Source organism: Alicyclobacillus sacchari (genome assembly GCF_004366795.1).
Lineage (GTDB): Bacteria > Bacillota > Bacilli > Alicyclobacillales > Alicyclobacillaceae > Alicyclobacillus > Alicyclobacillus sacchari.
Genome location: NZ_SORF01000003.1, coordinates 140883 through 163476, shown reverse-complemented (window position 1 = coordinate 163476; position 22594 = coordinate 140883). Strand labels below are relative to the sequence as shown.

27 protein-coding genes are annotated in these 22594 nt (G+C 58.5%); 24 read left to right on the top strand and 3 right to left on the bottom strand.

Annotation, left to right across the window (positions count from 1 at the left end):
* The first annotated feature begins 251 nt into the window (after positions 1–251).
* Positions 252–1547 carry a transcription termination factor Rho gene (gene rho, locus C7445_RS04470; protein ID WP_134158836.1) on the top strand — a complete coding sequence of 432 codons (1296 nt, stop codon included), beginning with the start codon at positions 252–254 and terminating at the stop codon, positions 1545–1547.
* 117 nt (positions 1548–1664) lie between these two features.
* On the opposite strand, the gene C7445_RS04465 is transcribed toward rho, so the two are convergent.
* Positions 1665–1850, bottom strand: coding sequence for a hypothetical protein (locus C7445_RS04465; protein WP_134158835.1), 186 nt, complete (start codon positions 1848–1850; stop codon positions 1665–1667).
* A gap of 250 nt (positions 1851–2100) precedes the next feature.
* On the opposite strand from C7445_RS04465, the gene rpmE reads away from it, so the two are divergent.
* The 6 genes from rpmE (at position 2101) to C7445_RS14515 (ending at position 6740) form a co-directional block, all read left to right on the top strand.
* Positions 2101–2310, top strand: coding sequence for a 50S ribosomal protein L31 (rpmE, locus tag C7445_RS04460; RefSeq protein ID WP_134158834.1), 210 nt, complete (start codon positions 2101–2103; stop codon positions 2308–2310).
* Positions 2311–2442: 132 nt separating this feature from the next.
* Positions 2443–3513, top strand: coding sequence for a peptide chain release factor 1 (gene prfA, locus C7445_RS04455; RefSeq protein ID WP_134158833.1), 1071 nt, complete (start codon positions 2443–2445; stop codon positions 3511–3513).
* Positions 3510–4424: a peptide chain release factor N(5)-glutamine methyltransferase gene (gene prmC, locus C7445_RS04450; RefSeq protein WP_134158832.1), complete on the top strand. Its 915-nt coding sequence runs from the start codon at positions 3510–3512 to the stop codon at positions 4422–4424. The genes prfA and prmC overlap by 4 nt, the downstream gene beginning before the upstream one ends.
* Positions 4425–4543: 119 nt before the next feature.
* Complete coding sequence (gene spoIIR, locus C7445_RS04445; RefSeq protein WP_134158831.1) at positions 4544–5236, top strand: stage II sporulation protein R; 693 nt, start codon at positions 4544–4546, stop codon at positions 5234–5236.
* A 43-nt stretch (positions 5237–5279) separates the two neighbouring features.
* Complete coding sequence (locus C7445_RS04440; RefSeq protein ID WP_134158830.1) at positions 5280–6368, top strand: L-threonylcarbamoyladenylate synthase; 1089 nt, start codon at positions 5280–5282, stop codon at positions 6366–6368.
* Between the two features lie 207 nt (positions 6369–6575).
* The gene (locus tag C7445_RS14515) at positions 6576–6740 is read left to right on the top strand and encodes a hypothetical protein (RefSeq protein WP_166668993.1); all 165 of its coding nucleotides are present in this window, start codon (positions 6576–6578) and stop codon (positions 6738–6740) included.
* 161 nt (positions 6741–6901) lie between these two features.
* Here the strand turns inward: C7445_RS14515 and C7445_RS04435 are convergent, their stop codons facing one another.
* Positions 6902–7672, bottom strand: coding sequence for a hypothetical protein (locus C7445_RS04435; protein ID WP_134158829.1), 771 nt, complete (start codon positions 7670–7672; stop codon positions 6902–6904).
* A 185-nt stretch (positions 7673–7857) separates the two neighbouring features.
* On the opposite strand from C7445_RS04435, the gene C7445_RS04430 reads away from it, so the two are divergent.
* Positions 7858–8595: a YoaK family protein gene (locus tag C7445_RS04430; RefSeq protein WP_243834960.1), complete on the top strand. Its 738-nt coding sequence runs from the start codon at positions 7858–7860 to the stop codon at positions 8593–8595.
* A gap of 11 nt (positions 8596–8606) precedes the next feature.
* Here the strand turns inward: C7445_RS04430 and C7445_RS04425 are convergent, their stop codons facing one another.
* Complete coding sequence (locus C7445_RS04425) at positions 8607–9509, bottom strand: C40 family peptidase (RefSeq protein WP_208320834.1); 903 nt, start codon at positions 9507–9509, stop codon at positions 8607–8609.
* A 178-nt stretch (positions 9510–9687) separates the two neighbouring features.
* Between C7445_RS04425 and C7445_RS04420 the strand changes: the two genes are divergently transcribed.
* From C7445_RS04420 to atpC, 16 genes are all read left to right on the top strand, one after another.
* Entirely contained in the window at positions 9688–10233 is a 546-nt protein-coding gene (locus tag C7445_RS04420; RefSeq protein ID WP_243834959.1) for a manganese efflux pump MntP, read from the top strand.
* 106 nt (positions 10234–10339) lie between these two features.
* Positions 10340–10834, top strand: coding sequence for a low molecular weight protein arginine phosphatase (locus tag C7445_RS04415; protein ID WP_134158825.1), 495 nt, complete (start codon positions 10340–10342; stop codon positions 10832–10834).
* Positions 10809–11462, top strand: a complete 654-nt coding sequence (locus C7445_RS04410) for a TIGR01440 family protein (RefSeq protein WP_134158824.1) — start codon at positions 10809–10811, stop codon at positions 11460–11462. The genes C7445_RS04415 and C7445_RS04410 overlap by 26 nt, the downstream gene beginning before the upstream one ends.
* A 150-nt stretch (positions 11463–11612) precedes the next feature.
* The gene (locus C7445_RS04405) at positions 11613–12824 is read left to right on the top strand and encodes a serine hydroxymethyltransferase (RefSeq protein WP_243834958.1); all 1212 of its coding nucleotides are present in this window, start codon (positions 11613–11615) and stop codon (positions 12822–12824) included.
* A gap of 69 nt (positions 12825–12893) precedes the next feature.
* The gene (gene upp, locus C7445_RS04400) at positions 12894–13523 is read left to right on the top strand and encodes a uracil phosphoribosyltransferase (protein WP_134158823.1); all 630 of its coding nucleotides are present in this window, start codon (positions 12894–12896) and stop codon (positions 13521–13523) included.
* Between the two features lie 84 nt (positions 13524–13607).
* Entirely contained in the window at positions 13608–14750 is a 1143-nt protein-coding gene (wecB, locus tag C7445_RS04395; protein ID WP_134158936.1) for a non-hydrolyzing UDP-N-acetylglucosamine 2-epimerase, read from the top strand.
* 314 nt (positions 14751–15064) lie between these two features.
* Complete coding sequence (locus tag C7445_RS04390) at positions 15065–15412, top strand: hypothetical protein (RefSeq protein WP_243834940.1); 348 nt, start codon at positions 15065–15067, stop codon at positions 15410–15412.
* Entirely contained in the window at positions 15409–15810 is a 402-nt protein-coding gene (locus C7445_RS04385; RefSeq protein ID WP_040288645.1) for a hypothetical protein, read from the top strand. Before C7445_RS04390 ends, C7445_RS04385 begins: the two co-directional genes overlap by 4 nt.
* Positions 15811–15818: 8 nt before the next feature.
* Complete coding sequence (atpB, locus tag C7445_RS04380) at positions 15819–16583, top strand: F0F1 ATP synthase subunit A (protein WP_134158822.1); 765 nt, start codon at positions 15819–15821, stop codon at positions 16581–16583.
* Between the two features lie 146 nt (positions 16584–16729).
* Positions 16730–16978 carry an ATP synthase F0 subunit C gene (atpE, locus tag C7445_RS04375; RefSeq protein WP_006445901.1) on the top strand — a complete coding sequence of 83 codons (249 nt, stop codon included), beginning with the start codon at positions 16730–16732 and terminating at the stop codon, positions 16976–16978.
* Positions 16979–17058: 80 nt separating this feature from the next.
* Positions 17059–17553, top strand: coding sequence for a F0F1 ATP synthase subunit B (atpF, locus tag C7445_RS04370; protein ID WP_134158821.1), 495 nt, complete (start codon positions 17059–17061; stop codon positions 17551–17553).
* Positions 17547–18110 (top strand): ATP synthase F1 subunit delta, encoded by a 564-nt coding sequence (gene atpH / locus C7445_RS04365; protein WP_134158820.1) that lies wholly within the window; start codon positions 17547–17549, stop codon positions 18108–18110. Before atpF ends, atpH begins: the two co-directional genes overlap by 7 nt.
* Positions 18107–19615 carry a F0F1 ATP synthase subunit alpha gene (gene atpA / locus C7445_RS04360; protein WP_134158819.1) on the top strand — a complete coding sequence of 503 codons (1509 nt, stop codon included), beginning with the start codon at positions 18107–18109 and terminating at the stop codon, positions 19613–19615. Before atpH ends, atpA begins: the two co-directional genes overlap by 4 nt.
* Positions 19616–19721: 106 nt before the next feature.
* A complete protein-coding gene (gene atpG / locus C7445_RS04355; protein ID WP_134158818.1) occupies positions 19722–20582 on the top strand; it encodes an ATP synthase F1 subunit gamma in 861 nt (286 codons plus the stop codon).
* Between the two features lie 38 nt (positions 20583–20620).
* Positions 20621–22027, top strand: a complete 1407-nt coding sequence (gene atpD, locus C7445_RS04350) for a F0F1 ATP synthase subunit beta (RefSeq protein ID WP_134158817.1) — start codon at positions 20621–20623, stop codon at positions 22025–22027.
* A gap of 33 nt (positions 22028–22060) precedes the next feature.
* Positions 22061–22507, top strand: a complete 447-nt coding sequence (gene atpC / locus C7445_RS04345; RefSeq protein ID WP_134158934.1) for an ATP synthase F1 subunit epsilon — start codon at positions 22061–22063, stop codon at positions 22505–22507.
* Positions 22508–22594 lie beyond the last annotated feature (87 nt).

Sequence of the window (22594 nt, the reverse complement as noted above, 5' to 3'; positions counted from 1 at the left end):
CGTGCACCTCATCATCGGCGCACACATACACCTCTCTCATCTCGTTTCCTGATGTGCTGAATCGGACAATGAAAGAGTGTAGATAGAACGCCTCAAACATCGAAAAGCCAATCCGGTCCCCAAAAGTATATGGATACAAACGCTTGCATGCAGACGGCTGTGTACAGAACAGTCGGTTTGTTTGACATAGATGTACAAATGTAGGTCCGATGTTGTGATCAGACAGCGCAAGAAGAATGTGAGGGACGATTTTGGATATCCGTGAACTTGAAGAGAAAAAACTCACAGAGTTATACAAGTACGCGAAGGAATTCCAAATCCCGTATTACGGGACGATGAAGAAAAAAGAACTCATTTTTGCTATTCTCAAGGCGCAAGCGGAGCGCGATGGTTTGATGTTTGCCGCCGGCGTGCTCGAAATCATGCAGGATGGGTACGGTTTTCTGCGGCCAGTAGGTTACCTTCCGAGCCAAGAAGATATCTATGTGGCGGCTTCGCAAATTCGCCGTTTCGACCTCCGCACTGGCGATCTCGTCAGTGGCAAGGTGCGTCCGCCCAAAGAAAATGAGCGGTATTTTGGCTTGCTCCACGTCGAGGCCGTCAACGGCTACAGTCCAGAGGCTGCTGCTGAGCGCCTGCATTTTCCGGCCCTGACCCCGCTTTTCCCCAGCGAGCGAGTTGTCATGGAGACGACGCCCGACAAAATTGCAACGCGGCTGATTGATCTATTTGCCCCTATTGGATTTGGACAGCGCGGGCTGATCGTCGCGCCGCCCAAGGCGGGCAAGACCGTCCTCCTCAAGGAAATCGCCAACAGTATTGCGGCCAATTATCCGGATGCGCATCTGTTTGTTCTCTTGATTGATGAGCGTCCAGAAGAAGTTACGGATATGCAGCGCTCCGTCAAAGGGGAAGTGGTGGCTTCCACGTTTGATGAACTTCCTGAAAATCACATTAAAGTCTCTGAACTGGTGCTGGAACGGGCGCTTCGCCTCGTCGAACACAAGCAAAACGTGGTCATTCTCCTCGACAGTCTGACGAGGCTTGCACGGGCCTATAACCTTGTCGTCCCGCCGTCCGGCCGCACCCTTTCTGGCGGTATTGATCCCGCTGCATTCCACCGGCCCAAACGCTTCTTTGGTGCTGCGCGTAACGTCGAAGAGGGAGGCAGCTTGACCATCCTCGCGACCGCTTTGATCGACACGGGATCGCGCATGGATGACGTCATTTACGAAGAGTTTAAAGGCACTGGCAATATGGAGTTGCATCTCGACCGGAAGCTGGCCGAGAAGCGGGTCTTCCCGTCTCTCGACATCCGCCGCTCGGGCACGCGCCGTGAAGAGGCGTTGATGCCGAAGGAAGAATTGGAGAAAGTGTGGGCCATTCGGAAGTCGATGGGCGACAATCAAGACTTTACAGAGATGTTCCTGCGTAAGTTTAAGCACTACAAGACAAACAAAGAGTTTCTCGACAGCCTGTCCCTCAACCGTCCCGCTGAGCGCAAACCCGCTGCGCAGACGAATCCGCCTGTCGGCGCGCAGAACTGATTGCGTTTGATTGGCCGCGGATATACACGTTCATCCCTTGGCAACTCGCGTCTCTCCACCAAAAGAGCCCACAGGCGGGCAGGCCTGTGGGCAATCCGGGCGGGTGTCAGGCGCTGGTTACTCCCAATCGTCATCCGGCCAGTCGGGCAGGAAGCCGAACGACGGGTTCGCGGTCGACGTCGTTGCGGTTGCAGGAGATGCGACGGGCGCATCATGGTTCGCAGCCGCCGCGTAAGCGGGACTGGCCATGACTAATAGCGATCCAATCACGCCGAGACAAGAAAACACGAATTTGCTCTTCATCTGCATCCATCCTTTGCAATGTTTTGTCGTGCAAATTCAGGATATCGAGCAGCCTGTCTCGTCTCCATTACGTGTAGGAAAACTGCATATCCTGTTGAAGAAGTTCTCCAAAGTTGCATGAGTTTTTGCGATCTGTGAAATGTGAATGCACGTATATTCCAAAAAGCAGATGGCCATATTGCGTGACATATCACTGCATCTTTGTTATAATTCATTGCAGTGTGTTTTAACGAGATAGGGGTGAACAAACATGAAAACGGGTATTCATCCGTCCTACCATACAGTCACCGTGACCTGTGCTTGCGGCGAAACGTTTGAAACGGGTTCGACCAAAGAGGCCATTCGTGTAGAAATCTGCTCGAAGTGCCATCCGTTTTTCACGGGCAAGCAGAAGTTGATCGACGCCGGCGGACGTGTGGACAAGTTCAACAAGAAGTACGGTTTGCAAGCGCAACGGTAATGAGCGTGCAGCGAAAAAGCCATGGTTGGCTCCATGGCCGCCCGGCGACGGCGCGGCGAGCAGCGGAGTTGACTTTGGCTTTTTTGTCATGCACGCATGTTTGCGATCTCGATGAGGCGGGAGGTGATGGCGATGTTCGAGCGCCTGGCAAGCATGGAGGAGCGTTTTGAGCATCTGAGTGATTTACTCTGCCGCCCTGAGGTGATGAATAACCCTGGTGATCTGCGGACGTACGCGAAGGAGCAAGCAGATCTGGCGGAGACGGTTGCGGCGTATCGCCAGTGGAAACAGGTCGTCGGCGCGATCGAAGAGGCCAAGGCGATGCTGCAGGAGAAGCTGGACGACGAGATGCGCGACTTTGTACGTGCGGAACTCGAAGATTTGCAGGCCGAGCGATTGAGGCTTGAGGAGCAGTTGCAAATTTTGCTGTTACCCAAGGACCCGAATGACGATAAGGACGTGTTTCTCGAGATTCGCGCGGCAGCTGGCGGTGAAGAGGCAGCATTGTTCGCCGGTACGCTGTTGCGCATGTACCAGCGTTATGCCGAGGCCAACGGCTGGAAGGTCGAAGTCATCGATGCCAACTACACCGACATGGGCGGCTTTCGCGAAGTCACGATGGCCATTCACGGCAAGGGTGCGTTCTCGAAGTTGAAGTTCGAGAGTGGGACACATCGCGTCCAACGCGTTCCCGTTACCGAGTCTGGCGGTCGCATCCATACTTCGACAGCGACGGTCGCGGTTCTGCCAGAGGTCGAAGAGGTTGAGATCGACGTTCAGGAAAAGGACATTCGCATCGACACGTTTTGCTCCACGGGGCCAGGTGGACAAAGCGTGAACACAACGCAATCGGCCGTGCGGATCACACACTTGCCCACGGGTATTGTCGTCTCGTGCCAGGATGAGAAATCGCAATTGAAAAACCGCGAGAAGGCGATGCGTGTCTTGCGTGCGCGCCTGTATGAAAAGGCTGCGCGCGAGCAGCAGGAGGAACAGGCGGCGGCTCGCCGGAGTCAAGTCGGGACAGGGGATCGCAGCGAACGCATTCGCACGTACAACTTTCCGCAAAGCCGTGTCACCGATCACCGCATCGGCCTGACATTGCACAGGCTGGAGGCCGTGCTCGACGGCGACTTGGACGAAATCATTCAAGGGCTGATTGTCGCGGATCGGGCGGCCATGCTGCAGGCGGAAGAGGCATGACAAAACCAGTGCAAGTCGCGGCGCTCTTGCGAACGCTGGCGGAGCGCTTGTCATCGTCGTCGGCATATGCCCATCTCGCCCCCGGTGAGCGAACCCATCAGGCACAGAGTGAGGCGGAGCAGATCCTGCGCCGCGCAGCTGGTTGGACCCGTCTGCAAATGCTGCAATCCTTGCGCGATGAAGTCACGCCGGAAACAGCGGGAGCGGCGGTGGACATGGCGGTGCGCCGTGCAGTCGGCGAGCCTCTCGCCTATATCCTTGGCAGCGTCGATTTTTACGGGCATACGTTCACCGTCCGTCCGGGGTGTTTGATTCCCCGGCCGGATACGGAGATCCTCGTCGATGCTGCAGTGCAGTTTGTCCGTTCACTGCCGGTTGGGGCGCAGGTCCTCGACTTCGGCACGGGCTCCGGCTGCATTGCCATCTCCTTGCAGCTCGCCTGTCCGCATTTGCGTGTAACAGGAGTCGATCTCGCCTGCGATGCGCTCGCCGTTGCACAAGCAAATGGCGAACGTTTGCAGGCTGACGTCGAGTGGATACTTGCCAACGGGCTGGAATGGTTGATGGCAGAGGCCGAAGTGGGGCGCAGGTGGCATGCCATCGTGTCGAACCCCCCATACATACCCAGTGTGGACGTAGAGGGCCTGGAGCCCTCGGTGCGCGCCTATGAACCGCGCCTTGCGCTCGATGGCGGCGCCGATGGACTTCTGCTATACAGGCAACTGGCCGCTTTGCCGCCAGGTGTATTGGCCGACGGTAAGGCTGGCGTGTTCCTTGAGGTTGGTTGCGGGCAGGCGCCAGACGTGGCGGGCCTATTTGCGCATTGGCAGGCAAACGGCTTTGCCATCGAGGTGATTCGGGATCTCCGCGGGATCGAGCGCGTCGTGACGATTGTGCGCCACACGACGTAAGCAGGCAACAGCATGCCCGAGGGTGCATGCAGGCGACTCTAGTATCTTTTCTACCAGCCTGTTTAACTTCGCTAGCTTCTGACCATACTGACTGCTAGAGAATGCAGGAGGGATGGCAGATGGGAGTTGCGAAGCGCTGGATTGGTTTTTTGATGGCAGCGGCGTTATGTATCGGGGCAGGGCGGACGGTGATGGCACACACGGCAGGCAACGAGGCAAACGACAATCTGTTGCACGGCATTGCGACCCCACATGCCCAGACCATTCCGCAGGACGCACTGCGCTTGCGCATCATCGCAAACAGCGACAGCCAAGCGGATCAGACGCTGAAGCTCGAGATTCGCAACGCCGTGGTAGAGCAGGTGGGCCAGCTTGTGCAGCATGCGACGTCATCCGCCATGGCCAAGGAAATCGTCGAATCGCATTTGCCGCAAATTCAAGCGACCGCGATCGCGGTGGAACATCAGCATGGCGTGTATGAACCGATTACGGCGAACGTTGGCGAGGTTCCGTTCCCGACCAAAATATATGGAAATGACGTGTATCCCGCAGGCAACTATGACGCCTTGCGGATTATCATCGGTAAAGGGCAAGGCGCGAACTGGTGGTGTGTGCTTTATCCGCCGCTTTGTTTCGTCGATATCACGGAGGGAGACGCGGTGCCAAACACCGGATCGTTCCCGGATTTGCCGCCGCTTGAGACCATCGACGTGCCGACAGCTTCCGGCAAGAAGCAGCCTGTGCAGGTGCGGCTCTGGACGGTCGATCACGGTGAAGAAATCTACCATGCGTTGACGCACATGTTTCACTGATTGTTGTTTGTCTTTTCCCTGACGACAGTTGAGGAGGTTGGCCATGAACAGGTGCGCAATCGACGATCTGCGTGACGAAGTCCAACTGCGGCGGCGTGTGGCAGCGCCCGCGGCGAGCTTGCGAGCGGGCGGCCTAGTTGCATTCCCGACGGAGACGGTGTACGGCCTTGGCGCCAACGCGCTTGACGACACGGCGGTGCGCCGTATTTTTGCAGCCAAGAGGCGGCCTGTCGACAATCCGCTCATTGTGCATATTGCAAGCGAAAGCCAACTCGACGCCTGTTTGCCGGTTGGTTATCAGCTGGATGCGGATGCGCGCAAGCTGATGCAGGCCTTTTGGCCTGGTCCCTTGACTTTGCTTCTGCCGGCAGGCCCAGAGATTGCGCCATCGGTACGGCCAGGGCAACAACTCGTCGGCGTGCGCATGCCAAACCATCCTGTCGCACGCGCGCTGATCGCAGAGGCCGGTGTTCCGGTTGCCGCACCGAGCGCCAATCTTTCCGGTCGCCCGAGTCCGACGACGGCCGACGAGGTGGCCGCAGACTTGGCCAACACCATCGATTGGCTCATTGACGGTGGGGCGACTGCCATTGGCGTCGAGTCGACCGTGTTGTTGCTTGAGTCCGATTGCGCGCGCATCTTGCGCCCAGGCGGCGTCACGCAAGAGATGATCGCAAAGACCATACAGCGTCCGGTTCTGTTTGCCGCAGATGTGTTCGATCTCGACGCCGTCCCGCTTTCACCAGGTATGAAGTATCGCCACTATGCGCCAAATGCGCGGGTCCATGTGTGGTGGGGCAAGGAGGTGGCCATCGCGTCCGCCATGCGTGCATTCCTTAACAGGGAAGGCGACGGGACGGATGCAGCATCGCTTGTTCCAGCGCTGATCGCGCCGCAGGACTTCGTCAGCCGCTTCGAATGGCGCGTGCCAGCGGATCGCCTGGCTGCATTGCCAAGCGACGACTACGCCGCAGCTTTGGCCCGTTCTTTGTACGAGCTGTTGCGCAAGTTCGACAGGGCCGGAGCAACGGACATTCTGGTGTACGGTGTCGATCCCGCACATGGCATCAGCACGGCCGTCATGAATCGCCTGCAGAAGGCTGCATCAGGCCGCGTCCGGCGAGTCGATTGACGCGTCGAACGCGGTTCCGGATCGTTTGCGGAATGGGCGGTACAGTACTTCCATACAAAATCATACAGATGTGTGGCGAAAGTTCGGCGCCGATTCGAACAAAGTGCGACAAGTGTTTTGAAGCCGTTTTCATCGCCTGACTTGCGCAAAGTGAGCCGATATAATGGCCTTGCCAAGCAGGAAAGATGCAAACGGGAGATGAGAAGGATGCAGATCGTTTTGACGGTCATTACGGTCGCGTTGATTGTGGTTGTGGGTTCGGCGTTGTTGATTGGCAACAAGATGGTTGACAAAATGGTGCATAAAGACTCCGAGGAAGCAGAGGCGCTGTTGGCGCAAGTAGCGGCCAAAGGCCAGCGTACATCGGCCTGAAGCGGGTTGCACACGCGACTCAACATCACAGTTTGCATTCATCATATAGATTTCGGTACGAAAACAGGCTCGCCGGGCATTTGCCGCTGCGAGCCTGTTTTCGTTGTTACTTCGGCTGTTACCCGGCAGACGGAGTGAGTCGCTTTATTCGCAGAACATTGTTATTGCGCGGATGCCTGCGAAAGCGCTTGACTCGGCGCCGCACTGCTCGCCGTAGGGCTTGAGCCCGATACACTCATCGGGCTCTCTGAGCCGGTGCTTGTCCCATTGATGGGAGATCCCGTGTGCGAGGTGCCGGTGCCACCTGTGGCGATGGTCGTGTTGGAACCTGTTGTCGAGTTTGTGTTTGGGCTTTGCGCCGTCTGATTGCCGGTTGTCCCACTGCCTGTTTGCGAACCGGTCTGTGCAGGCGTTGATCCAGAACTGTTGTTCGTCGAGTTCAGACCGCCTACCGCCGACGTACCAGGCGACGCCGTGCTCGAACTGCCGTTCGTAACGCCCGTCACGTTTGTCACGCTGGTGTTGCCAAGCGACGTGCTATTGGTTGGGGTACTTGTCGTGTTTGCCGTGTTGTTAGCCGGCGTCGCTGACCCAGTAGACGTCGTGTTTGTTCCTGTGCCTGAGCTTGTTTGAACAGGCGTCGGGCTCGGTTGGCTCGACGTCGGTGTCGACACATTCGGTTGTGTCAAGAGAGGATTGGTGGCTGCGTCGGTCACCGTTTCATTCGGAGACCATGCAGGTTCATTGGTTGGAACCAGATGAATCGGGCCTGTCGCCGGGGTCACGGCGACTGTCGTTCCCACGTTGTTCGCCTGTGACGATCCGCCGCTTACATCCCAAAACGCGCAGACCGCAACGGCGATGGCAGCCGCGGCGCCGATCCCGACTTGCCAATATCGTTTTTTATCAAATGTGAATGGCCGTTTGAACATGGCCCATCGCCTCGTTTTGTCAAATTTATAGTCATTATCCCGCATTTCGTCGAAGATTGCGAGGGGGATTCACCAGGGGATGCGTGGTATGATAGAGCAAAGATCGGGAAACTGACGAAATTTTCTCTTCGCGTTTCTTTCACTTACGAGATCGCCCGAAGGGTGTGAGAGACTCTGTGCTGACCATGCCGACTACGCGCGTGCTGTTAATGTTGTTGACCGTGGTTTCGGGCTGTGTCGACGCCATCAGCTTCTTGAGGCTTGGCCAAGTCTTCACCGCTGCGATGACCGGCAACACGGTTCTCTGCGGGATTGCCGTCGCCGCTGGCCACGGCTGGCTCGCCTTGCGCTACGCCGTCGCGCTTCTCGGATTTGCCGTGGGCGCGGCAAGCGCGGCCCTCGTCATGACTCGCCGTCGCCGTGAAAACGGCTGGAGCCACGCCGTGACAGGCACCCTCTGCCTTGAGTTGGCAGCGTTAATTGCTTTCTGGGTGCTGACGCAGTGCCTGACGGCCGCGCAGATTAAGCAGATTGTCAACCTGCTTCTGTTTGTCTTGGCCTTCGCGATGGGGGTACAAGGCTCGACTGCTCGCAGAATTGGTGTGAATGGGATCACCACGACGGTTATCACCAGCACACTGACAGGGTTGGTCGAAACGGCCGTCTGGAAAGCCGTTGGCAGGGCGCGACATCATTCTGCCGCTCTCGAGGGCAAGCCGTTCGAGTCGACATCCGTCGCGATGGTCTGGATGTGGCTCGGCGCCATTGTCGCGTACGGCATTGGCGCCGCCATCTCGAGTGCACTCATTGCCAAATGGTCCTATGAAGCGGTGTGGGTTCCCATTGGCATCGTTGTGATAGTGCTTTTGACCGGCCATCTCCAGGGCCGCGCGCAAGCCCAACACATGTCCATGCAGTCATGACCGTGCGGACCTTAATAGAGTCTGCGCACGTCTGCAATTCGCTTGCCCCAGTTGCTCTCAGGACCAATGGATACACGAGCGACGGCGCCCAATTGGGCGTCGCACGCTATCATCTGATCGCCACCGCAATAAATGCCCACCACTGACCCATTGTCGAAGAAGACGAGATCGCCAGGGTGCAAGTCCCACACCGGCACGCTGACACCGACCGTATCCCACAGCTGCATCAGATCGTCTGGCAGGATGTAACCAAGGGCATGGCGGTACACGTAAGCGACGAACGTCGCTGGGTCGCATCCTGCTTCACCCGCTTCGAGGTTAGCTCCCCAAACGAGTGGTTTGCCAATCTGTGCTTCCGCTGCATTGATAATGGCCGATGTTTTCGCCGCATCGGGTGCAGATACCGCGGCCATCGGCTGCAGTTGCGGATCGAGCGTCGTGCCAGGCGGAGGCAGGGGCAGCGATTGACCGAGCGACAGCTCGGCGCTTTCGTCGTCGACATCTGCGGCCACGCGCTGCGGCTCACCGACATTTGCAGCCCCGACGATGTGCCCGGCTTGATCGACGGCAAGGATGCGCATGGCTGTTGCCTTTGTGTCCTTTGGCCGATGTGCGTGCGCGTAATTCGCCAAGCCTTCGCGGTGCCAGACGTCGATCGCGCCATCGCCATGATCACCAACTGCGGCGGGCGAGACGACAAGCACCAGCGAGTGATCCGACACATCGACATGGGTTGCAAGCACCCGCACGAAGTGGGGCGTCCCAGCTACTGGCATCGCCACATGGGAAGGCCCTACAGGCGTGGCCGGTGTCGCGGCTGCGGCAGCTGGCGCCCGCAGGGAGAGTGAACTTGCGAACAGGCAGAGGACAACGGGAATGATTGCGCATCGGGCGAATCGCTGCAACTCGGACACCAACTTCCTATAAGTGGAATGCATACACAGGTTGTGTGGAATCGCGGCCAATTATGCTCCTTACGCAGGGAGGGAGGTCGCCGTTTGCCCGCTTCCGCCGTGAGCTTGCCCGCATGACCCCACATGGCGGTGCATACACATGGGACTAGTTAGCAAAGGAGGCGCCGCTTTGTCTCATGTGGACGATCTCTTTGAAATCATGATGATGTCCCTTGCCTTGGGTATGGATGCACTGTCTTTGAGCATTGGGGTAGGCCTTGGCTCCATTTCGCGCAAAACCGCAGTGCAACTGTGCGGATTCATCGCAGTATTTCACATTGCGCTGACGCTCGTTGGTATCGGCTTCGGCGATTGGTTGGGTGATTACTTGGGGGCCGTTGCGAAGTGGTTTGGCGCTTTGCTCATCATCGGGCTCGGTGTACATATGGCGTATCACACGCTTTTTTCAAAAGAAGAGAAGCGCCCGCGGGCCCTTGACGGCCTGCTGTCCATCGCGGTGTTTGCGGGGAGCGTGTCCATCGATGCGCTCTCCGTCGGATTCAGTCTTGGGCTGCGCAGTGCTGCTTACGGAGCCGCATCCGCCATCGCATTTGGCGTAGTCAGTTGTTGCATGTGCGGTGTCGGCCTGATGATTGGCCGCAAGTTCGGCCGGGCCATCGGCCACTATGGCGAACTGGGGGGGGCATGCATCCTGATACTTTGCGGTATAGGTTTCTTGCACTAAGGCGGCATTGAGCGTTCGTTGCATCGGTCAATCTGGCGCGGATATACTGAAAACAGAACCTCAAAGAACATGACATGACACGAACGCCATAATCCAGGTGAAGAAGATGAACATCCTATTTGTTTGCACCGGCAACACGTGCCGCAGTCCCATGGCTGCGGCCTTCCTGCGCCATTTGGCGGCACAGGAAGGCGTCCTGTGGAACGTCGATTCAGCCGGTCTGTACGCACTGGATGGACAACCGATGACGCGCCATGCCGTCGATGTCCTGATCCGTCGGCACGTCGTCGCGCCGACGCATGCGGCCAAGCGCTTGACGCACGAGCTCCTTCAGCAGGCTGATGTCGTCCTCGTCATGACCCAGGGACACCGACAAGCGTTACTTGAGATGTTTCCGGGGGCTGCACACAAGGTTCACACGTTGACTGCGTTTGCGCGTCGGTGGCCGGAGGAACAGGCAGAGGACGTGATCGATCCGTTTGGCGGCGGCGCACATGCGTACGAGGCTTGTGCCGATTCCTTGTTCGAACTGGTACAGCAGGCGTTTCGCCGACTGCGGGAGGAGGCTGCGCAAGATGGCGGATCGAACGAAGCAAACTGAGGCTGCGAGTGTGCAAGCGTTGGCCGTCGAGCAGGTGCGCCGCGATTTGCCGATCGCGCTGGCCGACCTCTACCAAGCGGCCCACATTGGCCGCGATACGCTACTGGTGGTTGGCGCCTCGACGAGCGAAGTCGTGGGGCAGCGTATCGGCACCGCGACGTCCATGGCCGTCGGGCACGCGATCGTCGACGCCGTTCTGGCATTTGCCGCAGACGCGGGTTGCCAGGTCGCTTTCCAATGTTGTGAGCACCTCAATCGCGCGCTCGTCGTCTCACAGGCGTATGCAAAGCGGAGGGGATGGCGCGAAGTATCTGCGCTTCCTGTGCCAGGCGCTGGCGGCGCCGTCGCGGCTGCCGCGTTTTGGGCCATCGCTGACGCCTGCTTGGTCGATGCAGTCGAGGCAGATGCGGGTATCGACATCGGCGACACGTTGATCGGGATGCACTTGCGCCCGGTGGCTGTGCCTGTGCGCAGTCAGGTGCGCGAGATTGGCAAGGCGCATGTGACCATGGCGAGATCGCGCCCGCCGCTCATCGGCGGAACACGCGCCGTGTACGATCGCGATGAAGCGCGCAGGCGCGCCGGGCTGGATGGTTCTCGCCATTCTTCTGCAGATATCGACAATTGACAAAACTCCCCTTGTGCACTCCGGCTCCGAACCGTAAGATGAAGGTGAACAAGGCTTGTGCAGCACGCCAATTTGCGTGCGCCAAGAGCGAAAGGAGTGCGCAAATTGACGAACAATCTGCAGCGTTTTGACGCTGATGTCGCGGCTGCTATGGAGCAGGAATTGAAGCGGCAGCAAGGGAATATCGAACTTATCGCATCCGAAAACTTTGTGAGCGAGGCGGTCCTGACCGCACTTGGCTCGGTGTTGACGAATAAATACGCCGAGGGCTACCCTGGCCGTCGCTACTACGGCGGTTGCGAGTATGTCGACGTCGTCGAGAAACTGGCTATCGACCGCGTCAAGCAACTGTTCGGTGCGGAACACGCGAACGTACAGCCGCACAGTGGCGCGCAAGCGAACATGGCCGTCTACTTCAGCGTGCTCAAGCCTGGAGACACGGTGCTCGGGATGAACCTCGCGCACGGCGGTCACCTGACACACGGAAGCCCGGTCAACTTTTCTGGCCAGCTATACCATTTCGTCGCCTATGGCGTCGATGAAACGACGCATCGCATCGACTATGACGAGGTGCGCAGATTGGCCCTGGAACACAAACCCCGCATGATTGTCGCGGGTGCGAGCGCGTATCCGCGCGTGATCGACTTTGCACAGATGCGTGCCATTGCCGACGAGGTGGGAGCTTATTTCATGGTCGACATGGCCCACATCGCGGGTTTGATTGCGGCAGGCCTGCACCCGTCGCCGGTCCCGCACGCGCATTTTGTGACATCAACGACACACAAGACCTTGCGCGGCCCGCGCGGCGGCCTCATTCTTTGCAAGGAGGAGTTTGCAAAGGCCATCGACAAGGCGATTTTCCCTGGTGTCCAGGGGGGGCCGCTGATGCACGTGATTGCGGCCAAAGCGGTTGCGTTTGGCGAGGCTTTGAAGCCGGCGTTCCGGACGTATCAGCAACAGATCATCAAGAACGCGCAAGCCTTGGCGACAGCCTTGCAACATCACGGCTTCACGCTCGTTTCGGGAGGCACGGACAACCATTTGCTGCTCATGGATGTGCGAAACGTCGGCCTCACGGGCAAAGAGGCGGAGAAGCGGCTCGACGAGATTGGCATCACGGTCAACAAAAATGCGATTCCGTTTGACCCTGCAAGCCCGATGGTGACGAGCGGCATCCGCGTTGGCACGCCGGCGGCGACCTCGCGCGGCATGGATGTCGGGGCGATGATGGACATCTCGCACATCTTTAAACTCGTTTTGCAGGGCGACTTCACGGACGAGGTTAAGGCGCAGGCGCGCCAACAGGTAGCGGAGTTGACGGCGCGCTTCCCACTGTATCCAAATCTGTCCTATGTAGAATGACAAACATAGCGAGTGACATCAAGAGCCGCCCGGAAACGGGCGGTGAACTTTCGTAAAGGGGCGTTCCTGTTGGGACAAGTCCACGTATTGGACCATCCGCTGATTCAGCACAAGTTGACACACATTCGGGACAAGCGTACTGGCACCAAGGAGTTTCGGGCCCTTGTGCAGGAAGTGGCCATGCTGATGGTGTATGAGATCACACGCGATTTGCCCCTGACGGAGGTCACGGTGGAAACGCCCGTGGCCACGGCGAAAACGAAGGTGATTGCCGGCAAGACGTTGGCGATTGTGCCAGTCTTGCGCGCGGGGCTTGGCATGGTCGAAGGTATTTTGAACTTAATACCGGCGGCCAAAGTCGGTCATATAGGTCTGTACCGCGACCCTGAGACGTTGCAGCCGGTTGAATACTACTGCAAGTTGCCAGCACAAGTGTCGGATCGCGATGTCATTGTTGTCGATCCGATGCTCGCCACGGGCGGATCGGCGGCTGCGGCGCTCACGGCCGTCAAACAGCGGGGCGTACGCGAACCGAAATTGATGTGCCTGGTCGCTGTACCCGAAGGCATTGCCACGGTGCAAGAGCAGCATCCGGACGTCGAAATATACGTGGCCGCTGTGGACGATCACCTGGACGATCACGGATATATCGTGCCAGGGCTGGGCGACGCGGGGGACAGGCTGTTTGGCACGAAGTGAAACCCTGCCCGGGATGCCGAGCGTTCGGCGGTCGGATGCAGGGTGAAGGAGGAACCACATTTGAGTACAGCGCCAGTGCGCGTCATGACCGTGTTCGGCACGCGCCCGGAAGCCGTGAAGATGGCGCCCTTGGTCAAGGCTCTTGAAAGCCACCCGGACATCGAATCACTCGTCTGCGTGACCGCGCAGCATCGCGAGATGCTGGATCAGGTGCTCGAGGTGTTTGATGTCAAGACGGATGACGATCTCGACATCATGGAACCGAGTCAGACGCTTGCCACCATCACCACCAAAGCTTTGCGCGGACTTGAGCGGGTGTTGGCGGATCGCAAGCCTGACATCGTGCTCGTGCACGGAGATACGACGACGACGTTCGCGGCTGCGCTCGCCGCGTTCTACCAGCAAATTGCCATTGGCCACGTCGAGGCGGGGCTGCGGACGTATCAAAAGTACAGTCCGTTCCCGGAAGAGATGAACCGGCAGCTGACGGATGTGCTCGGCGATCTGTTTTTTGCCCCGACCGATTTGTCGGCGGCCAACCTGGAGCGCGAGGGGCGTTCGGCGAACGCCATTTTCGTGACGGGCAATACGGCGATCGACGCGATGCGGACGACGGTGCGCGAACAGTACAAGCACCCGGTGCTGGATACGATGCCGGAGGGGCGCAGGCTCGTCTACATGACATCGCATCGCCGTGAGAACTGGGGTCAAAAGCTGGAGAACATCTGCCGGGCGGCGCGTCGTGTGGTCGATCTCGCCGACGACATCCATCTCGTCTATCCGGTGCATCTCAACCCGACGGTGCGGGATACCGTGTTTGCGATCCTCGGCGGGCATCCACGCATTCACCTGCTGGATCCGCTGGGCGTTGTCGACAACCACAACTTTATGGCGAGATCGACACTGATTCTCACAGATTCGGGAGGCATTCAAGAGGAGGCGCCATCTCTCGGCGTGCCTGTGCTCGTGTTGCGCGACACGACGGAGCGGCCGGAAGGCATCGAGGCGGGAACGTTGAAGTTGGTGGGGACCGACGAGGACGCCATCTTTCACGAGGCGCGCACCTTGCTGACGGATGCCGAGGTGTATGCGGACATGGCAGGGCGGAAGAATCCGTACGGCGACGGTCGCGCCTCCGAGCGGATCGTACAGGCGATTCTGCACCATTTCGGGCGTGCCGAGCGGCCGCAGCCATTTCGTTATTTGGAAGGCGAGAGGCTATTTTAAGCCAGGGGCTGCTGCTTGCGCTTTCAATTCCAGATATGGAGCTGCGCAAAGCGGCGGCCAATCGGGATTTGGCTTGGCCGCGCAATTGTGAACAAACGTAGAAATCCTGCCGTCATCGGCCAAACAGAAGCTTGATGGAGCCGTTGACAGCGAATTTCACGCTAGTGTACTATAGGCGAGGGTTCTGGCATTTCACCGTAAAAACCGGGTGTTTCACACTACGAGACAGGTGAGCTAGCGCATCCGTTTCTGGAAACGCCTTCCTTCGTATGGTTATCCTGGCTTGCAAACGGTAATCATATGAATAATGGTCGGTGAAATCGCACAACCAACACCGCGATGAGACTACATTCATCAATCATGTCCCTCTCTTCATCCTGTACTGGGTGGTGTGTGCGTTCGCAGACGAACAGCGTCCAAAGACGCGTGATGAGCGTCAAGAACAGCGTCAAGAACCTAGTGTCTGGAAAACGTTTGCTGTTTTCTCTGGGGCCATTCTGCAACTTGGAGGCAGTATTGTCGGGTTTGGCATCCTCGGACACTACATCGGCGCACAGACCCATCATGTCTGGCTGACGATTCTCGGGGTCATGGTCGGTGTTGTCGTCGGTGCTTCGGGGCTTGCGTTCCTCGCCAAACAGATTCTAGGAGACAGGCCATGAATGTAGAACGGTTGAACAAACGCCTGCGCGCCATTACCGTCTCTTGGTTGGTGTTTATGGGCCTGACTGCTGTATGCTTGGGTGTTCTGGGTGGGTTGCGGACCATCTTCAGTGGACTCCTGCTCGGAGAGTTCGGCGGTCTGTTTGTCGTGCTCAGCATGATTCGCCAAGGACATCACAACGACAATATGCAAGGGCCGGCTCTGTTTGCGTCAGGGATGCTGGGGATGTTCTCGCGCCTCGTGCTGATCGTCCTCATCATGATTATTTCCCTGAAATTTAAAACGCTGTTCAATCCGTACACTGCGCTCGTTGGGTATGTGCTGGGGTTCGCCTTCGTATTTGCCGGATTGTACAGTTATGCCAGGAACCCGAGTGACCAATCCACAGAAAAGTAGGTGAGACAGTGCCGGTATTCCCAACGCTATTCGCGGGGACGATTTGGCAGACCAATGTCACGGTGATCGCCACCATTTTTCTGACGGGGCTGATTATTTTCGTCGTGTTGCGTGTGGGCTTGGCCCGCATGGACATGCGGCGGCCACGCGGTTTGCAGAATCTGATCGAATGGGCGGCTGAATTCGCGACCAACATGGCCCGCGAGACGATGCCAACCGAACAATCGGTCAACTTCATTCTGCCGCTGGCGTTCGTCATGTTGCTCTTCCTGTTCGTCGCGAACTGGCTCGGGCTCATTATGAGCATCACGGTGCATTTCAATCCGCATATGTCCGTGTGGGGATTGAGCCCGTCCGATCTCGCTGGTTCCAAAGGCGATATCGAGTTGTTTGACTCGCCGACGTCGAACATGAGCATGGCGCTCGCTTTGGCGATCATGGTCTGGGTCATCAGCCACGCGCGCGGCTTGCGCCATCCGAAACAGTGGCTGCGCCATTTCTACTCCCCATCGCCGCTGGCGGTGATCGAAGAAATCACGAATCCGTTGACGCACGGCATGCGACTTTACGGTAACATCTTCGCCGGTGAAGCCTTGCTCGGCATCATGTTGCGCGCGCCATTTGCGCTCCACTGGATTCCGTGGCAGTTGCCGCTCATCGTGTTGTGGTTGTTCTACAGTGGGTTCGTCGCAACCATTCAAGCTTATGTGTTCTCGATCCTGATGTGCCTGTACGTCGGCAACAAATCTTTCGAAGGCCACGCACACCATTGACGATCGCGACGAAGTTGGCCGCGGTTCGGACATGCGTTCATACCCCTGCGGGGTGGTCTTGCGCGCAAAGCGCGGCTTAACCGCACCATGTGCGCAGTGTTGGCGCAATTCATACCATTCGCAGCGACTAAGGAGGATATCTTGACATGCAATTGGATTTGGTAAAAGCGATTTACGACATTGCCGTCGCACTCTTGTTGGGTTTGGCGGCTGTTGGTTCCGGTGTTGGCGACGGTCTTGTCATGAGCAAGTACGTGGAAGGCGTTGCGCGCCAGCCGGAAGCACGTGGTTCCATCTTTGCAAGCGCCCTGCTCGGCGTCGCGTTGGTTGAGGCATTCCCCGTCATCGCGTTGGCGTTCGGCATCATCATTCTCTTCACCAAGGGTGCGTTCTAATCTTGCCGTTGGAGCGATTCCACGGCGAGGCAGGGCCCTGGCGAAGCGCGAATCCATAGCAGAAGGGAGTGTCGTCGCACATGGGTGGCGTCTTTCAGGTCGGGACGTTTATCTTTTCCATCATTTCGTTCCTGATTGTGTTTTTCTTCATCCAGCGGTTTGCATTTAAGCCGTTGGCGAAGATGTTAGATCAGCGTAGACAACACGTAGAATCACAGATTACCGAGGCGGAAAAGAGCCGCGAAGAGGCGGCAAGCTTACTGGCTGAGCAGCGTCAGTTGCTCGAAGAAGCACGCAAGGAAGCAAAAAACCTGCTTGATGCGGCGCGCGTGCGCGCAGATGAGCAGGCCAGAGAGATTTTGTTGAAGGCGGAAGAAGAAGCCTCTCGCATTCTGGAGGAGAATCGCCAGGCTATCGTTCGCGAGCGCGACGAAGCCTTGGCAGCCGTGACACAGCGCGTTGCAGAGCTGTCTGTCGAGCTGACGGCGAAGTTGTTGCACAGCCACGTGTCGCCGGAACTGCATCGCGAAATGGTGGCCGAGGCAGAAAAGCGGTTGGGTGAACTCGTATGCTAAGCGGCGCAGTCGTCAATCGTTATGCGCGCGGCTTGCTCGCATTTGCACAAGAACACGGGGTGATCGACGAGATCGATGCCCAGCTTGTGCAAATTGCAGAAGCCATTCGCGTGAGCAAGCCGTTTCGACAGTTGTTGTCCAACCCGATTCTTCCGACAGATGTGAAGCTATCGACGATAGAGCGAATTGTGACCGGGTCGCTGCGCGAGGACGTGCGCCGATTCGTAGCGATTTTATTGAAGCGAGGACGCGGGGCATATGTCGGCGCGATCGCGGCGCGTTACCGCGAACTGGTCGATGAATTGCACGGCAGGCTGGCGATCGATATCGAGACGGCGCAGCCGTTGACCGAGGCGGAGGAGCAGGCGATTGTGACGCGGTTGTCGCAGGCGTATGGCAAGCAAATTGTCCCGCGCGTCCGCGAGAACGCCGAATTGATTGCAGGGTATCGGATCCAGGTGGGCAATCGCGTGCTCGACGCGACGACGCAAAACGCCCTCCGTCAGTTTCGCGATCGCCTGCTGCACGGTGCAGTCCGTAAGGAGGGAACACGTTGAGTATTCGTCCGGATGAGATCAGCTCCCTGATCAAACAACAGATAGAGCAGTTTGATGCGCAGGTGCAAGTCAGCGAGACTGGCACGGTGCTCTCCGTCGGCGACGGAATTGCGCGCCTGTACGGGCTCGACAACGTCATGTCCGGTGAATTGGTGCAGTTTGCAAGTGGCGCCTACGGCATGGCCCTGAACCTTGAAGAAGACAACGTCGGCGTCGTCGTCCTCGGATCCGTCATCGGCATCCAGGAAGGCGAGCAGGTGAAGCGCACCGGTCGCCTCGTGCAGGTGCCTGTTGGTGACGCCTTGCTCGGGCGCGTCGTCAACGCGCTTGGCGAGCCCATCGACAACAAGGGCCCCATCGAGACGACGATGTATCGCCCTGTCGAATCGCCGGCTCCTGGCGTCATCGTCCGCAAGTCGGTGCACGAGCCGCTCGAGACAGGCATCAAAGCGATTGATTCGATGGTTCCGATTGGCCGCGGTCAGCGCGAGCTCATCATCGGCGATCGTCAGACCGGTAAGACGGCCATCGCGCTGGACACCATCATCAATCAAAAAGGCAAAGACGTGAAGTGTATCTATGTCGCCATTGGCCAAAAGCAGTCGACCATTGCACAGGTCGTCGAAACGCTGCGCCGCCATGGTGCTTTGGAATACACGACCATCGTCGCGGCGAGCGCTTCGGAACCGGCTCCGCTTTTGTTCTTGGCACCGTATGCAGGCTGCGCGATGGCCGAGTACTACTTGTACAACGGTCAGCACGCGCTCGTCATCTACGACGACTTGTCCAAGCAAGCTGCGGCTTACCGCGAAATGTCGCTGTTGCTCCGCCGTCCGCCTGGCCGCGAAGCGTATCCTGGCGACGTGTTCTACTTGCACTCTCGCTTGCTGGAGCGCGCGGCGAAGTTGAACGAAGCCAACGGTGGCGGATCGCTCACGGCTTTGCCGTTCATCGAGACGCAAGCGGGTGACATTTCGGCGTACATTCCGACCAACGTGATTTCGATCACGGACGGCCAAATCTTCTTGGAAGCCGATCTCTTCTTCGCAGGCGTGCGCCCGGCGGTCAACGTCGGCAGCTCGGTGTCGCGCGTCGGTTCGTCGGCACAGACGAAGGCGATGAAGAAGGTCGCCGGTACGCTGAAGCTCGATCTCGCCCAATATCGCGAATTGCAGGCGTTCACGCAGTTTGGCAGCGATTTGGACAAGGCGACGCAGGATACCCTGCGCCGAGGCGAGCGCATGACCGAATTGTTAAAGCAGCCCCAGTACCAGCCGCTGACGTTCGATCGCCAGGTCGCTTCGCTGTGGACGGGTGTCAATGGCTACCTCGACGACATTCCTGTCGAGGCGGTGCTCAAGTTCGAGCGCGATTGGCTGGCATTTTTGGATCGCGAATACCCACAGGTGTTCGCACAAATGCAAGAGCGCAAGTCGTTGGAAGACGACACGGTGGCTCTTCTCAAAGAAGCGATTGGCAAGTTCAAGGCGACGTTTGTCGCCTGACGATAGAACGGTGACGTTGTCGGCGCGGCCCGGGATGTGCGGGCCGCGCGGCGCGAGTGCACGATATGGGGTCGGCGACGACCTCCCAAGGTGGTGAATTCGGACAATGCCACAAAACATGCGCGACATCAAACGCCGCATCAAGAGTGTGCGCAACACGTCGCAGATCACGAAGGCGATGGAGATGGTGGCGGCAGCGAAACTGCGCCGCGTCCAGGATGCTGTTCAGCAGTCGAAGCCATATTTGGCGAAGATGCAAGAAATGCTTTCCAACCTGTCGCAGTCGGCGCGACACGTCAAGCATCCTCTGCTCGCGTCCCGACCTGTGAAACGCACAGGTTATCTGGTCATCACCGCGGATCGCGGCTTGGCCGGACCTTACAATGCACAGGTCGTGCGCGCGGCGATGCAGGAATTTGGCAAGAGGGACAAGGCGACGTTTGCCATATATGCCGTAGGTAAACGCGGGCGCGATTACTTCCGCCGCCGCGGCTTTCCCGTCGCCGCCGACGTGGTTGATCTCGCGGACTCCCCGACATACCATTCCATCCGCCATCTCGCGGAGGCGATTGTCGGCGCGTACGAACGCGCGGAGTTCGATGAGCTGTACTTCATTTACAACGAATTTATCAATGCGGCTTCGCAGCGCCCCATCGTCAAGAAGGTGCTGCCGCTCGACAGCCTCGCCGACGAGGCAAAGGGCCCGCGTCGGATATACGAATTTGAGCCGGATGAAGAAGCGGTGTTGGCCGCTCTGTTGCCGCGTTACGCGGAAACGCTCGTCTATCAGGCTGTGCTCGACGCCAAGGCGTCGGAACACGCAGCGCGCATGACGGCAATGGGCAACGCGACCGACAACGCGAAGGAACTCATCTCGGACCTGACGCTCTCGCTCAACCGGGCGCGCCAGGCGGCCATTACGACACAGATTGCGGAAATCGTCGGCGGTGCGGAGGCATTGCGCTAATGCTCGCCCTGCGGCGATGTGCGTAAGGAGGGAACTTCGTGAGCAAAGGACATGTAGTGCAAATCACGGGTCCGGTCGTTGACGTCCGCTTTCCGGACGGGCAACTCCCGGCCATCAACAACGCCCTGCGCATCGATTACGATGGCGAGGTATCGATTCACCTGACGCTGGAAGTGGCGGTGCACCTTGGCGACAACGTGGTCCGCGCCATCGCGATGTCGTCGACCGACGGTCTGGTGCGCGGCGTCGAAGTTGTCGACACCGGTGCGCCCATCAGCATGCCTGTCGGTGCTGGCACGTTGGGTCGCATCTTTAACGTGCTTGGTGAAACCATCGACGAACAGGGGCCTGTCGAAACACCGGCACATTGGCCCATCCACCGCGAAGCGCCGTCTTTCTCCGAATTGACGACGAAGACGGAGATTTTCGAGACGGGCATCAAGGTCGTCGATTTGTTGGCACCGTACGTCAAGGGCGGTAAGGTCGGTCTCTTCGGAGGTGCCGGCGTCGGCAAGACGGTCTTGATTCAGGAGCTCATTCACAACATTGCGAAGGAACACGGCGGTTACTCCGTGTTCGCAGGCGTCGGCGAACGGACGCGCGAAGGTAACGATCTCTATCACGAAATGAAAGACTCCGGCGTCCTTGACAAGACGAGCATGGTGTTTGGCCAGATGAACGAGCCGCCTGGCGCGCGTATGCGCGTTGCCCTGTCCGGCTTGACGCTCGCCGAATACTTCCGCGACGTCGAGGAGCGCGATGTCTTGTTCTTTATCGACAACATCTTCCGCTTCACGCAGGCGGGCGCCGAGGTATCTGCATTGCTGGGCCGTATGCCGTCCGCCGTCGGTTACCAACCGACCTTGGCGACGGAAATGGGCCAACTGCAGGAGCGGATCGCGTCGACTGTCAAAGGTTCCATCACGTCGATTCAGGCAGTCTACGTGCCGGCCGACGACTACACCGACCCAGCGCCGGCCAACACGTTCGCGCACTTGGACGCGACGACGAACCTGGATCGCCGCATCGCGGACATGGGCCTGTACCCGGCCGTCGATCCGCTGGCTTCGACCTCGCGTGCGCTGCAACCCGACATCGTCGGACAAGAGCACTACGAAGTCGCGCGCGGCGTGCAGGCGGTACTGCAGCGTTATCGGGAACTGCAGGACATCATCGCCATCCTCGGCATGGACGAGTTGACCGACGAGGATCGCCTCATCGTTGCGCGTGCCCGTAAGATCCAGAACTTCCTGTCGCAGCCGTTCTTCGTCGGCGAGGTGTTCACGGGCATTCCGGGCAAGTACGTTACTGTACAGGATACCGTCCGCTCGTTCCGCGAGATCCTCGAAGGCAAGCACGACGACATTCCGGAGACGTACTTCCGCTACTGCGGCGCGATCGAAGACGTCCTCGAGAAGGCGAAGAAGGACGGCTACGCGTCGTAAGATGGCGACGTCTCGGAGAGGTAGGTGAGCGGGATGATAACCGTACCGTTGGAGATTGTGACGCCCGAACGCATGGTGCTTGCCATGGATGTACGCATGGTGACCTTGCAGGGGGGCTACGGTGAGCTCGGCATCCTGCCGCGTCACATGGCGCTCGCAACCGCGGTCAAGCCTTGCCTTGTGCGGATTAAGCTCGAGGACGGGCGTGAAGACGTCGTGCCGGTAAGCGGCGGTTTTGTCGAGGTGCTGCCTGACAAGATCACGCTGCTGGCCGATACGGCGGAATTGCCGGCAGATATCGATCCGGCGCGCGCCCAATTGGCGAAGGAGCGCGCCGAAAAGCGCCTGGCTCAAAGCGGCGAAGGGGTGGAAGCGGAGCGTGCTCGCGCCGCCCTGGTACGCGCCAACCTGCGTCTGGAAGCCATCGCTGAACATCAGCGCCTGAACGGATTTCTTGCGGCGACACCAGCGCGATCGTAAGATGTGGTAGGATGGAGATAGAGACAAAGCCGTCTCTCGCAGAATCGACATAGATGCTGCGCTGGGGCGGCTTGTTTTGTATCGCGC

Coding starts and splice junctions, on each gene's coding strand:
- C7445_RS04465 (WP_134158835.1), bottom strand. CDS start 1,850: ATGAAGAGCAAATTCGTGTTTTCTTGTCTCGGCGTGATTGGATCGCTA.
- rpmE (WP_134158834.1), top strand. CDS start 2,101: ATGAAAACGGGTATTCATCCGTCCTACCATACAGTCACCGTGACCTGT.
- prfA (WP_134158833.1), top strand. CDS start 2,443: ATGTTCGAGCGCCTGGCAAGCATGGAGGAGCGTTTTGAGCATCTGAGT.
- prmC (WP_134158832.1), top strand. CDS start 3,510: ATGACAAAACCAGTGCAAGTCGCGGCGCTCTTGCGAACGCTGGCGGAG.
- spoIIR (WP_134158831.1), top strand. CDS start 4,544: ATGGGAGTTGCGAAGCGCTGGATTGGTTTTTTGATGGCAGCGGCGTTA.
- C7445_RS04440 (WP_134158830.1), top strand. CDS start 5,280: ATGAACAGGTGCGCAATCGACGATCTGCGTGACGAAGTCCAACTGCGG.
- C7445_RS14515 (WP_166668993.1), top strand. CDS start 6,576: ATGCAGATCGTTTTGACGGTCATTACGGTCGCGTTGATTGTGGTTGTG.
- C7445_RS04435 (WP_134158829.1), bottom strand. CDS start 7,672: ATGTTCAAACGGCCATTCACATTTGATAAAAAACGATATTGGCAAGTC.
- C7445_RS04430 (WP_243834960.1), top strand. CDS start 7,858: ATGCCGACTACGCGCGTGCTGTTAATGTTGTTGACCGTGGTTTCGGGC.
- C7445_RS04415 (WP_134158825.1), top strand. CDS start 10,340: ATGAACATCCTATTTGTTTGCACCGGCAACACGTGCCGCAGTCCCATG.
- C7445_RS04410 (WP_134158824.1), top strand. CDS start 10,809: ATGGCGGATCGAACGAAGCAAACTGAGGCTGCGAGTGTGCAAGCGTTG.
- C7445_RS04405 (WP_243834958.1), top strand. CDS start 11,613: ATGGAGCAGGAATTGAAGCGGCAGCAAGGGAATATCGAACTTATCGCA.
- wecB (WP_134158936.1), top strand. CDS start 13,608: ATGACCGTGTTCGGCACGCGCCCGGAAGCCGTGAAGATGGCGCCCTTG.
- C7445_RS04385 (WP_040288645.1), top strand. CDS start 15,409: ATGAATGTAGAACGGTTGAACAAACGCCTGCGCGCCATTACCGTCTCT.
- atpE (WP_006445901.1), top strand. CDS start 16,730: ATGCAATTGGATTTGGTAAAAGCGATTTACGACATTGCCGTCGCACTC.
- atpF (WP_134158821.1), top strand. CDS start 17,059: ATGGGTGGCGTCTTTCAGGTCGGGACGTTTATCTTTTCCATCATTTCG.
- atpH (WP_134158820.1), top strand. CDS start 17,547: ATGCTAAGCGGCGCAGTCGTCAATCGTTATGCGCGCGGCTTGCTCGCA.
- atpG (WP_134158818.1), top strand. CDS start 19,722: ATGCCACAAAACATGCGCGACATCAAACGCCGCATCAAGAGTGTGCGC.
- atpC (WP_134158934.1), top strand. CDS start 22,061: ATGATAACCGTACCGTTGGAGATTGTGACGCCCGAACGCATGGTGCTT.